This is a genomic window from Sphingobium sp. AP50 (assembly GCF_900109095.1).
Classification (GTDB): Bacteria; Pseudomonadota; Alphaproteobacteria; order Sphingomonadales; family Sphingomonadaceae; genus Sphingobium.
Map to the genome: position 1 here is coordinate 736,798 of NZ_FNYZ01000001.1, position 12,167 is coordinate 748,964.

A 12,167-nucleotide genomic window follows, 5' to 3' on the forward strand; every position below is an offset into this window, starting at 1 on the left:
GGCTTTCCGTGACCATATTATGTTGGTCGCACCGGTGCGATGCGTCAGGCCTGTGACAGCATCATCGGCCGGTCAATTATTATTCATCTGTATAACTGGCTTTTGTCATCCCTGTGTCATTTCCAGCACAACTATTTCTTTTTATTGCATTTTTTATCGAAATATTACGATGCATGGTGAAATGTTGAAATAGTCGGACAGGGGGGTGTCGCGAAGGGCGGGCAGCGCGCAGATGCGGACAGTGAATCGTGCGGGAGAGGTGCTGACTTGTTCCCCCTCCCGTAAACGGGAGGGGGCTAGGGGGTGGGCATGCGCGAGGTTGCGTTGGCCCACCCCGCTGCGACTAAACTCGCTTCGCTCGTTAAGTCTCGCTGCCCCTCCCGCCTGCGGGAGGGGAATATTCTACACGCACCAGTCGCCTTAAAGCCATTTCAGCTTTTTGAAGCGGGTGTAGAGCAGGGTGCAGACCACTGCGATGACGCCCAGCACGACGGGGTAGCCGTAGACGCTCTTCAATTCGGGCATATGTTCGAAATTCATGCCGTAAATGCCGGCGATGGCGGTGGGCACCGCCAGGATGGCGGCCCAAGCGGCAAGCTGGCGGGTGATGTCGCCGGTGCGCTGCTGTTCCAGCAGGTTGGAGGATTCGAACACGCTGCTGAGCACTTCGCGCAGGTCGTCCACCATCGTCTGGACCCGGCGCACATGGTCGCGCACGTCGCTGAAATAGGGCCTTGCCTCCGGGTCGATGCAGGGCAGGTCGACCTTCGCGAATTTGGTCGCCACTTCCTGCATCGGGGTCAGGATGCGCTGGAAGCGGATCAACTGGCGGCGCAGGCTGAAGATGCGATTGATTTCATCGCGGCCGAGGAAATGGTCGATCATATGCTGTTCCATCGTCAGCACTTCTTCCTCTATCCCCTCGATGATCGGCAGATAGCCATCGACCACGAAGTCCAGAATGGCGTGGGCGATATAGTCGACTCCCTGGGCAAGGCGGGAGGGGACGGCCTCCAGATCGTGGCGTAGCGTCACATGGGCGCGGGCCGATCCGTGCCGGACGCTGATGATATGATTGTGACCGATGAACAGCGCCGTTTCGCCATAGCAGATCACGTCATCCTCGATATGGGCGGTGCGGGCGACGACGAAAAGCTGGTCGCCATAGATATCGACCTTGGGCAACTGGTTCGCCTTGATCGCATCCTCGACCGCCAGCGGATGCAGGTCGTAGGTCCGCGCCAATATCTGCATCTCCTCCACCGTCGGTTCGGCGATACCGATCCAGACGAATTCGGACTTGTCGCCGGCACATTCGATTCGCTCATCGATCGACACTTCGCGCACGCGCTGGCCATGGCGATAGAGATAGGCGGCTATGACAGTCATGGGCGCTCAGTTTCCTCGTTATGTCGGGCGATTAGCAAATGATGGCGGCGCCGTCGCCTTTTCGCTGCGGTTCGCCTGTTCTATGCTTCAGCCCATATGATTTTTGCCAAAGGGGATGGCGCCTGACATCGGCGTGACATAGTTGGAGCCGACAGGGGGCGCATCACGAAGCGCGCGACACATGCTGGAGAGGGCAGGTCGCACGCAGGACCGGAGCCGTGCCTTGTTACCCATAATGACCATCGATTTCGAGGCATCCTGTCTGCCACGCCACGGCCGTTCCTTCCCGATCGAGGTCGGGATTGCGGGCGAGGGATTGGCGCGCAGCTGGCTGATCCGGCCGGACGATAGCTGGGAAAGCTGGGACTGGACGGCCGAGGCGGAGGCGCTGCATGGCCTGAGCCGGGAGCGGATCAGGCAGGAAGGGCAGCCCGCCGGGATCGTGCTGGCCGAACTGGTGGCCGCTACGGCCGGACGGCGGATGATCGCCGACAGCCTGATCGACCAATATTGGCTGGATATGCTGGCGCAGGCTGCGGGCCAGGCCAGACCTTTCCGCATCGAACATGTGTCCACCCTGTTCGACGAGCAGGGCGCGGAAGAGGCGCGGATTGCGGCGGCGGTGATCCATGCCGACGGGCAGGGCAGCATGCGGCACCGGGCGGCGGGCGACGCGCTGTGGCTGGCGGCGCTGGTCGATCATCTGTGCGGGCATGTTTCCGGCGCGCAGCCGATGCTCGTGCTGATGGCGGCGCAATGAAGCGGACTTTCATCGATCAGCAATAATTTGTTACAGCCAGCCCATTACGCAGACATTCATCGCACCTACACCCGACGCAATCCCCGGCCGCATATGGCCGGGCCGCACAAGGAGTAGATCCATGTTCCTGACCATTGCATCGCAGACGCTGGCCGTTCTGGCCGCCGCCACCGCCCCTGTTCACAGCACCGAAATCAGCCATGGCGCCCAGGCCTATAGCGCCAGCTACCATGCCCAGCCGTCGATCAGCCTGCGCGAAGTCGAACCGCGCTTCGCCAATCGCAACGCGACGCCGGTCTGCCGCTGGCAGGCGGACCTGACCGTCAATCGCGCCGTCGCCGCGCAGGGCCGCGCCGTGCCCGCCTTTGGCAAGGCGATCCACCGCTTCGCCCCGCTGTCGGGCAGCTATGCCGGCAGCTGCACCGCCGCCCGCAGCCAGATTGACGCGCAGGTCGCCCGCTACACCGCGTCCAAGGCCGCCGAAGCCGTTGCCGTGGCACAGCAGGACCGCAGTGTGCTGGTGAACGAACTGGACGGCGTGCGCGCGCTGACCGTGCAGGGCTGATGAATCCACCGCTGGTATTGATCGTCGAAACCCAGCAGGATTTGCGGCACAATGTCCGCGAATATCTGGAACAGAGCGGATTTCGCGCTCTGCCTGCGGTTTCGGCGAACGATCTCTTCAGTGCCCTGACCAGCGCGCCGGTCGGCGCGGTGGTGCTGGATGCATCGCTGCGCGGATCGGACGGGCTGGACCTGTGCCGCGACGTGCGTGAGCGCAGCGACGTGCCGATCATTCTAGTCGGCGCCAATAGTTCGGAGGTCGACCGGGTGGTCGGGCTGGAACTGGGCGCCGACGATTATATGGCAAAGCCCTATTCGGCGCGCGAACTCGCCGCCCGCCTGCGCGCCGTGCTGCGCCGGGGGCGGGGGGAACGGGTGCTGGGGCTGCGCCGACAGACCCAGGCGATCTTCGATGGCTGGGTCGTGGATTTCGCGCGTCGGGAGGTCGTCGATCCGCAAGGCGGACTGGTCGACCTGACCGCTGCCGAATTCTCTCTGCTGGCCGTGTTCATCGATCATCCCCAGACGGTGATCGCGCGCATCCGCCTGATGGAGCTGGCGGGGGTGCGCGATGCGCCCTCGTCCGACCGGAGCATCGACGTGCTGGTCAGCCGCCTTCGCCGCAAGCTGGGGGAGGGTGGCCGGGCCGCGCCGATTGTTACCGTGCGGGGTGTCGGCTATATGTTCAGCGCGGTCGTGGACCGGCGCTGAAGCCCCGATTGCTGTGCCGAATGGCGGTTTTCTGCCATTCGGCACAGGCTGTCCCGCCTTTATCAGTCAGACATATTATTTAACAAATCCGCTGCGTTGCAGCAAAGTCGCGTCTCTATCCTTCAAACTACACCGGTCCGCCCCCTGGCCGGTAAGCATTTGAAGAAGAGGATAGACTCCATGAACGAGCTACTCGGTCGTGTTTTTGACTTTGAAACCAAGGTCTACCCCGGCGAAAGCACGCTGTACAACCAGCTGGCCAACCATGGTCAGAGCCCCAAGGCGCTGATGATCAGCTGCGCCGATTCGCGGATCGTGCCCGAACAGATCATGCAGGCCGCGCCCGGCGACCTGTTCGTGTGCCGCAACGCCGGCAACATCGTCCCCCCGCATGACAGCCAGCTTGGCGGCGTGACCGCGACGGTCGAATATGCCGTCATGGTGCTGGGCGTGCGCGACATCATCGTATGCGGGCATAGCGACTGCGGCGCGATGAAGGCGCTGGCGACCAATGCCGACCTGACCGCCATGCCCAACGTCGCCGCCTGGCTGCGCCACAGCCATGCCGCGCAGAAGGTGTGCAGCGACAATTATCCGACTGATCTGGAAGCCGCCGACAAGCTGCGCAACATGGCGCTGGAAAATGTCGTCGTGCAGCTGGCGCATCTGCGCACCCACCCGTCGGTGGCTTCGGGCATCGCCCGCGGCGAAATCGCGCTGCACGGCTGGTATGTCGACATCCACGCCGGTCAGGTGCTGGGTCTGGACGGCGAGACCGGCCAGTTCGCACCGCTGCGTGAAGGCGAACCCATGCCAGTCGCGCTTCCCCACGGCCGTCGCCTTGCCGGCGCAGCGGTCTATGCCCAAGCGGCGGAGTAAATCATGTTGAAGGCTCTTTCCGGCGGCGCTTTCGGCCGCGACTTTACGGCGTCGATCGTCGTCTTTCTGGTGGCGATGCCGCTCTGTATGGGCATTGCCATCGCGTCCGGCGTGCCGCCGGAAAAGGGCCTGATCACCGGCATCATCGGCGGCATCGTCGTCGGCCTGTTGGCGGGATCGCCGTTGCAGGTCAGCGGCCCGGCCGCTGGTCTGGCCGTCATCGTCTTTGAAATCGTTCGGGAACAGGGGCTTTCCGCCCTTGGTCCTATCCTGATCCTCGCCGGTGCCATTCAGGTGGTTGCCGGTCTGCTGAAGGTCGGCGGCTGGTTCCGCGCGATTTCGCCCGCCGTGGTGCATGGCATGCTGGCGGGCATCGGCGTGCTGATCGTGGTTGGCCAGTTCCATGTGCTGTTCGACGACAAGCCTCTGGCCAGCGGTCTGCATAACCTGATCGCCATGCCGGGCCAGATTCTGGGCCTGTCCAACGGCGATGCCGCCACCGCTTTCGCGGTCGGCCTCGTCACCATCTTCGGCATGCTGGGCTGGGAGAAGTTCCGTCCTGCGTCGATGAAGCTGGTGCCTGGCGCGCTGGTGGGCGTGGTGCTGGCGACGATCGTCGCCTTCGCGCTGGGCCTGTCGGTCGCCCGTGTCGTCGTGCCCGAATCCATCGTCGCGGCCGTCAGCCTGCCTGAACAGGGTCTGCTGGCGCAGCTCATGAGTCCGGCGGTCATCACGACGGCCTTTGCCATCGCCTTCATCGCCAGCGCGGAAACATTGCTTTCGGCTGCCGCGGTCGACCGCATGCATGATGGCGTGCGCACCAACTATAATCGCGAACTGAGCGCGCAGGGCGTGGGCAACCTGCTCTGCGGCTTTGCCGGCGCGCTGCCGATGACCGGTGTCATCGTCCGTTCCTCCGCCAATGTGCAGGCCGGCGCCAAGACGCGCCTGTCGGCGATCCTGCATGGCGTGTGGATCCTCGGCTTCGTCGCCCTGCTGCCCTGGCTGCTGCGCGAAATCCCGATGGCGGCGCTGGCTGGCATCCTCGTCATCACCGGCGTTCGTCTGGTGAGCGTGGCGCATGTGAAGCATCTGTTCCACCTCTACGGTCCGCTCCCGGCCGTGGTGTGGGCGGCGACCCTGATATGCGTGGTGGCGACCGATCTGCTGACCGGCGTGCTGGTGGGCATCGGCCTGTCGATGGTCGAACTGCTGCCGCACGCCAAGAAGCTGCGCCTGAAGGTCGAGGAAGAAAGCCGCGCGGATGCGCATGAAGTGGCGCTGCGCGGCACCGCGACGTTCCTCAGCCTGCCCAGCCTGTCGGCGAAGCTCGAATCGCTGCCGGCCGCTGGCCTTGTCATCCTGAACGTCGAGCGCCTTGGCCATATCGACCATACCTGCGCGGAAATGCTGCGCGAATGGGTCGATCGTCGCCGTGGCGCGGGTGCGCCGGTCGAATTGTTCGGCGCTACCGGACGGATGCGTCAACTCGTCGCCTGACCCCTCCCACTCTTCAAGGGCGACGATCTACGCCGCCGTGCCATCCCCCCCGGCACGGCGGCTTTTCTTTGCGCAGTTTCAGTATAGAAACATAATAGCAATGTTGGTTTCTAAAATGGCAAAGAACCGTGTTGCGTATATCACAGCAATTCCGATCCTTTCGCAGCTGCGGTAAAAGCGGTTTGCCTCTTTGGCTGGAAAGAATAGGCCATAGTCATCCGCCGGTATCGGAGACGATCAACCAAAGATCTTCGGACCAGAGCGGATGCAGGACGGAACATTCCAACGTTAAGGGGAATGTTCATGAAGTATCAGATCGCCTGTGCCGCCCTCGCGCTTCTTTCCAGTGCGCCGGCCTTTGCACAGGAAGAACCCGCCAGCCCCGTCACCGTAACCGGCAGCGTCGGCCTCGTGTCCGACTATCGTTTCCGTGGCGTGTCGCAGTCGGACAAGGCGATGGCCGTGCAGGGCGGCATCACCGCAACCCATGAAAGCGGCGCCTATGTCGGCACCTGGGCGTCCAACCTGGCCGGCTGGGGCACTTTCGGCGGCGCCGGCATCGAGCTGGACCTGTTCGCCGGCTATGCCGTTCCGCTCAACGAAACCACGACGCTGGACGTCGGTCTGACCTGGTACATGTACCCGTCGGGCGCGGACGAAACCGATTTCGCCGAACCCTATGTCAAGCTGTCGAGCCAGTTCGGTCCGGTCAAGGGTCTGCTGGGTGTCGCCTATGCCCCCAAGCAGCAGGCGCTGGGCAAATGGTATAACAGCGCCGACAGCTATGCGACCGGCATCCCCGACAATCCCGGCAAGAAGAATGACAACTTCTACATCTGGGGCGATGTCAGCAGCGCCATCCCCGACACCCCGATCACGCTGAAGGCGCATCTGGGCTGGTCGAAGGGCAATAGCGGCCTTGGCCCGAACGGCACGTCGGTCGCACCGACCGGCAAATATGCCGACTGGATGATTGGCGCCGACCTCGCCATCCCCGGCACGCCGCTGACGCTGGGCGTCGCCTATGTCGACACCGACATCGCCCGTGTCGAGCAGACCTATCTGCGCCCGAACCTGTCGGTTGCGGACTCCGACAATGCTGGCAAGTCGATCGTCGGCAGCCAGGTGGTCTTCTCGCTCTCGGCCGCTTTCTGAACCACAGGGCCGGGCCTGCTTCGTCAGGCCCGGCTTCTTGTCCGGCTCGCGCTTTTCCCAGCCGTGACAAATTGTTGCTATCGCCTTGGCGGGCTGTTTCCGCACGGCGATGCGGTTGACCCTCGTTCCAGCGAGCCTTATCTCGCTGATATGATTTCAGTCCCGCAGATTGCCGTATGACCGCCCCGTCGATCATCCTCGTCGAAGACGATCCGCCGCTGCGGACCCTGACCGCCCGTGCGCTTCAGGAACATGGCTATCAGGTGCGTCCCGCCTCTTCCGGTCCGGAAATGTGGGTGGCCTTCGATGCCGGGCCAGTCGATCTGGTCGTGCTGGACGTCATGCTGCCGGGCACCAACGGCATCGACCTGTGCCGTCAGATCCGCCGCAAGAGCGATGTTCCCATCATCTTCATCAGCGCCAAGGGCAGCGAGACGGACCGTATCGTCGGCCTGGAACTGGGCGCGGACGATTATCTGCCCAAGCCCTTCGGCACGCGCGAACTCATCGCCCGCATCCGCGCCATCCTGCGCCGTGTCGGCGTGGAGCGCGGCCCGGACGAGCATCGCGAGAGCGAAGCCCGCTTCGATGGCTGGAGCGTCAACTTCCCGCGCCGCGAACTCAGTTCGCCCACCGGTGCGATCGTGGAACTGACCGGGGCGGAGTTCGATCTGCTCGGCTCCTTCCTCAGCCATCCGCAGCGGGTGATCGCGCGCGAACGGCTGATCGAATTGTCGCGCACCCGCATGGGCGACAGCAGCGACCGCAGCATCGACGTGCTGGTCAGCCGCCTGCGCCGCAAGCTCACCACCGCGGACAAGGCGGCGCCCATCACCACGGTCCGGGGCGTCGGCTATATGTTCAATGCCGAGGTCAGCCGCGCTTGAGACGGCATGTCAGGGGATCGCTGGGGCTGCTCGGACGGCTTTCCGCGATCCTGCTGCTGACGGTCATGCTGGAATTTGCGGTCGGCACGCTCATTTATGAGCGGGCCAGCCAGTTATCGTTGCAGGATGACGAAGCCCGGCGACTGGCCGAGCATCTGGTCATCGCCCGCAAGCTGCTGACCGAGCAGCCCCGGCTGGACCGGCCCGCGCTGGGCCTGCAACTGACCACCGATCGCTATGATGTCCACTGGTCGCCCTCCGCCCCACCCCCGCCGCAATTGTCGCCCGAACTGGAGCGGATGCGGCGGCAGGTCGTGGACTGGGAACCCAGTCTGGAACGGTCGAGCCTGTGGCTGCGGCTGACGCCCAACCGCCATTCGGAAATCAATGGCGGGTTGCGGCTGAACGATGGCAGCTGGCTCTATTTCGCCATGCATAATAGCGGCGGCAAATGGGCCTTCACCATCGGCCGCATGGGGCTGGCGCTGATCCCGGTGCTGGCGTTGCTGATCGCCGGCTGGCTGCTGATCCGCCAGACGCTGGCGCCGCTGCGCGACCTGACCCACGCCACGCACAAGATCGGGCGCGGGGTCGAGGTGCTGGTGCCTGAAGCGGGCACCAACGACGTCCGTAATCTCATCACCGCCTTCAACGCGATGCAAGCGCGTATCCACCGCCTGATCGACGAGCGGACCGAGACGCTGGCCGCGGTCGGCCATGACCTGCGCACCCCGCTCGCCCGGCTGCAATTGCGGCTGGAAATGGTGAAGGATGATGAGGTGCAGGAGGCGATGGGCGGCGATCTGGAGGAAATGGGCGCGATGCTCGAATCCCTGCTCGCCTTTCTGGGCGGGGAGAAAGACCCGGAGCCGCCGGTCCGCACCGACATTGCCGTCAGCATCGCCACGATCGTCGATGCATTTCAGGATGATGGCCGGGATGTCAGCTATGAAGGGCTGGACCATCTGGAAATCGAAGTGCGTGGCCTTTCGCTGCGGCGGGCCGTGCGCAACCTCATCGAAAATGCGCTCCATTATGGCCAGCGCGCGCGCGTGTCGCTGGAGCGGGTCGGATCGGAGATATTGATCCGGGTCGATGATGACGGCCCCGGCATTCCGCGCGAGCGGCTGGAGGAGGTGTTGCGGCCTTTCTCCCGGCTGGACGACGCGCGCCAGCGCAATACGCGCGGGCTGGGCCTTGGCCTCGCCATCGTGCAGAAGGCGGTGACGGCGGAGGGCGGGCAATTGACCCTGGCCAACCGGCCCGAAGGCGGCCTGCGCGCCGAAATCTGCCTGCATGAGTCCCGATCGACGCTACGAGGCTAAAAGAGAATCTGTCCGACCCCAAGCAAAACTCGTTTATCGGCGCGCCCGCGTGGCGGCTATGACGGGTGCGATAAGGGTAATGAGGCGGATATGATGGCGGATGGACCGGACGATGACGCAATCGTCGAGGGATATTGGAATCTGGACCAGCTGGTCGCGGATCTGAGCGCGGCGCGCAGCCGCTGGCGGCAATCGCAGCAGCATCATGCCGAATATGGAGCGGAAGGTTTCCCGTCGCGCGCGAACCTGACCAAGATCATGCAGTCGCTGTGTGGCGCGTTGTTCCCGCTGCGGCTCGGCCCCAGTTTCGTGCGGCTGCATAATGAGGATGCCTATGTCGCCGAAACGCTCCAGACGGTACTCAGTCGGCTCTATGGGCAGATACGCCTCGAACTCATCTATGCGCTGAAGGACGAGCCGGCGGCGGTGGTGGACCGGGAAGCGGCGCGGATCATCGGCGGTTTCGCCCAGAGCCTGCCGGCGCTGCGCGTGCTGCTGGATACCGATGTCGATGCCGCCTTTCTGGGCGATCCTGCCGCGCGCAGCGTGGACGAGGTGCTGATCTGCTACCCCTCCATGCTGGCGATCATCCATCACCGGCTGGCGCATCGCCTCTATGATCTGGGCGCGCCGCTGGTCGCGCGGATCATCTCCGAAATCGCGCATGGCAAGACCGGGATCGATATCCATCCCGGCGCGACGATCGGCCAGTCCTTCTTCATCGACCATGGCACCGGCGTCGTCATCGGCGAAACCGCGATCGTGGGCGACCGGGTACGCCTGTATCAGGGCGTGACGCTGGGCGCGCGCAGCTTTCCGGCAGACGAGAAGGGGCAGCTGGAAAAGGCGCAGCCGCGCCACCCTATCATCGAGGATGATGTCGTCATCTATGCCGGGGCGACGATATTGGGGCGGATCATAGTGGGCAGCCGGTCGGTGATCGGCGGCAATGTCTGGCTGACGGACAGCGTGCCGGCCGACAGCAATGTCCGTCAGGCCAAGGCCCGGCATGAAGTGACGAGCCGGGTCGAAGTGTCCGCCCCGCACCGCGTCCATGCGCTGGTGGGCAGCACGGACGGGGTGGGAGAGAATATTTGAACGCTTTTGCGCAACGGCGCTTTGTAAAAGCGCGCGGACTCTCCACCATTTACTTCGTCATTCCCGCGACCCGAAGGGCGGCCGTAGGCCAACGCGGGAACCCATCTCCCAACCTTTCGACAAGGTGAAAAGGCGAGAGATGGATACCCGCCTGCGCGGGGATGACGGTAGAGATTGAGGCCGCGCGGCGCCGTTACTTCCCGCAGCTGTCGCCATTGCCAGCGACCAGATCGAGGCAGCGGCCGTCAATCTGGTCCTGCGGCACGGGCAGCTTGATCAGCGCGGCGAGCGTGGGGAGGATGTCCACCGTTTCCACGCCCAGCGGCTGTTCGAAATGTTGCATCCCCTTGCGCCAGAAGAGGATCGGCACGCGGCGATCCGTGTCCCAGGGCGAACCATGGGTCGCGACAGTTCCCATGGTGGCCTGTTCCGGGATCGACATGACGCGGGGCTTCAGCAGCAGCAGCAGGTCGCCCGACCGGGCGGGGTAGAAGCTGGCGCGGGCTTCCTGGATCAGGCTCCAGCTTTCGGGCGGGCCGGAGGGGGAGGGGGTGGCGGCGATTTCCGCCTTGGTAAAGACGGTCTGCACCTGCGGATGGGCGCGCAGATATGTGAGCGCCTCGGCCTCGACACGGGTACGCTCGGCCGCAGTCAGCCCCTTGTCGAAATAGAGGTCGCCAGCCGGGCCGTCGCCCCAGATCACCTTCTTGCCGGGCAGGCCGGCCTTTTCGGCGATCGTCTTGTTGAGCGCCTTTGGCGTCAGCGCCATGTCGACGCGCTGTTCCATCGGCATGGCGTTCAGCCGGTGGCGTTCGGGCAGGTCATGGCCGCCATGGTCGGCGGTCAGCACCACGACATAGTCGATTCCGTCCTTGTCCAGCCGGTCGAAGAAAGCGCCCAGTTCGCGGTCCAGCCGGTCGACCTGAATGCAGCTTTCGGTGCCTTCGGTGCCATAGGTGTGGCCGACATAGTCTGTGGCGGACAGGCCGATCGAGATGATGTCGCTCTGTGCCTGCTTGCCAAGCTGCATGCTTTCGATTGCGGCGGCGGCGAAGGCCAGCGTCATCGCATCCTGCTCGGGCGAAATGCGGAACCCCTTGTAATCGCCCGCGTCGCGCGCGAAACGGCCCGTGCCCACGGTCCGGTCGCCGGCCTGCACCGGGAAATCCTTTGCCACGCACTGGGCGGGGAGTTCGAAGCCGGGATTGGGCTGTGCCAGCCGGGCGGCCATGACTTCGTTGACCTTGGCTACCAGCGGCGGGGTGGCGATGCCCTTGTAGCTGACATAGCCTTGCGGGCCGCCCAGCCACCAGACCTGATCGGCGGTGGCGCCGCCCATCATGATCGCCGCGCGATCCTTGCCCGCGACGGAGACGACGCGGGTGGCGGGGTTGGCCGCCTTCATCCGGCCGCCCAGCGTCGGCACCGTCAGGTGCAGGGAGGACGCTTCATATTTGTCGCTGCTGCTGCCGGGCTGCGTTTCATCCTCGGCGCAATAGATATTCTTGTCGTCGCGCTTGGCATCCAGATCGAACCAGTTATTGGCGATGATGCCGGTGCGCGACGGGCGGCTACCGGTCAGGATGGTCGAATGGCCGGGGCAGGTTTCCGTCGCGGCATGGCTTTGATAGCCGCGCGGGAAGACGGCGCCTTCAGCCGTCAGGCGCTTGAGGCCGCCGGTATAATATTGGCGATATTCGCTGAACAGGTCGGCGGAAAACTGGTCGACGCTGATCGCGACGATCAGCTTAGGAGGCGTCGCGGGCGCGGCTGTTGCGGGGGCGGGGCTTTGCGCCACGACCGGCGCGGTTCCGGCCAGCGCGGTGGCGAGCAACAGGGCGGCGGCGACTCGTTTCAACATATTCTATAACCTTCTCATGCCTTGACGGCGGATGGGGA

At 64.2% G+C, this 12,167-nt stretch carries 11 protein-coding genes; 9 read left to right on the plus strand and 2 right to left on the minus strand.

From position 1 onward, the window contains the following. Positions 1–420 precede the first annotated feature (420 nt). A complete protein-coding gene (locus tag BMY84_RS03680; protein ID WP_093080675.1) occupies positions 421–1,389 on the minus strand; it encodes a magnesium and cobalt transport protein CorA in 969 nt (322 codons plus the stop codon). Between the two features lie 235 nt (positions 1,390–1,624). Between BMY84_RS03680 and BMY84_RS03685 the strand changes: the two genes are divergently transcribed. The 9 genes from BMY84_RS03685 to epsC all read left to right on the plus strand — a co-directional run bounded on the left by BMY84_RS03685 (position 1,625) and on the right by epsC (position 10,268). Further along, positions 1,625–2,149 carry a 3'-5' exonuclease gene (locus BMY84_RS03685; RefSeq protein WP_177203883.1) on the plus strand — a complete coding sequence of 175 codons (525 nt, stop codon included), beginning with the start codon at positions 1,625–1,627 and terminating at the stop codon, positions 2,147–2,149. A gap of 121 nt (positions 2,150–2,270) precedes the next feature. Next, the gene (locus tag BMY84_RS03690; protein WP_093080680.1) at positions 2,271–2,714 is read left to right on the plus strand and encodes a hypothetical protein; all 444 of its coding nucleotides are present in this window, start codon (positions 2,271–2,273) and stop codon (positions 2,712–2,714) included. Beyond that, complete coding sequence (locus BMY84_RS03695) at positions 2,714–3,424, plus strand: response regulator (RefSeq protein ID WP_093080682.1); 711 nt, start codon at positions 2,714–2,716, stop codon at positions 3,422–3,424. Before BMY84_RS03690 ends, BMY84_RS03695 begins: the two co-directional genes overlap by 1 nt. A 180-nt stretch (positions 3,425–3,604) precedes the next feature. After that, the gene (locus BMY84_RS03700) at positions 3,605–4,303 is read left to right on the plus strand and encodes a carbonic anhydrase (RefSeq protein ID WP_093080685.1); all 699 of its coding nucleotides are present in this window, start codon (positions 3,605–3,607) and stop codon (positions 4,301–4,303) included. A 3-nt stretch (positions 4,304–4,306) separates the two neighbouring features. After that, entirely contained in the window at positions 4,307–5,803 is a 1,497-nt protein-coding gene (locus BMY84_RS03705) for a SulP family inorganic anion transporter (RefSeq protein ID WP_093080687.1), read from the plus strand. Positions 5,804–6,100: 297 nt separating this feature from the next. Next, positions 6,101–6,958, plus strand: a complete 858-nt coding sequence (locus BMY84_RS03710) for a TorF family putative porin (protein ID WP_093080689.1) — start codon at positions 6,101–6,103, stop codon at positions 6,956–6,958. 176 nt (positions 6,959–7,134) lie between these two features. Continuing rightward, positions 7,135–7,845 carry a response regulator gene (locus BMY84_RS03715; protein WP_093010565.1) on the plus strand — a complete coding sequence of 237 codons (711 nt, stop codon included), beginning with the start codon at positions 7,135–7,137 and terminating at the stop codon, positions 7,843–7,845. After that, on the plus strand, positions 7,842–9,170 hold the full coding sequence (locus tag BMY84_RS03720; RefSeq protein ID WP_093080692.1) for an ATP-binding protein: 1,329 nt from the start codon (positions 7,842–7,844) through the stop codon (positions 9,168–9,170). The genes BMY84_RS03715 and BMY84_RS03720 overlap by 4 nt, the downstream gene beginning before the upstream one ends. A 90-nt stretch (positions 9,171–9,260) precedes the next feature. After that, positions 9,261–10,268, plus strand: coding sequence for a serine O-acetyltransferase EpsC (gene epsC, locus BMY84_RS03725; RefSeq protein WP_093080695.1), 1,008 nt, complete (start codon positions 9,261–9,263; stop codon positions 10,266–10,268). Between the two features lie 193 nt (positions 10,269–10,461). On the opposite strand, the gene BMY84_RS03730 is transcribed toward epsC, so the two are convergent. Continuing rightward, on the minus strand, positions 10,462–12,129 hold the full coding sequence (locus BMY84_RS03730) for an alkaline phosphatase family protein (RefSeq protein ID WP_093080697.1): 1,668 nt from the start codon (positions 12,127–12,129) through the stop codon (positions 10,462–10,464). Between the last annotated feature and the right edge of the window lie 38 nt (positions 12,130–12,167).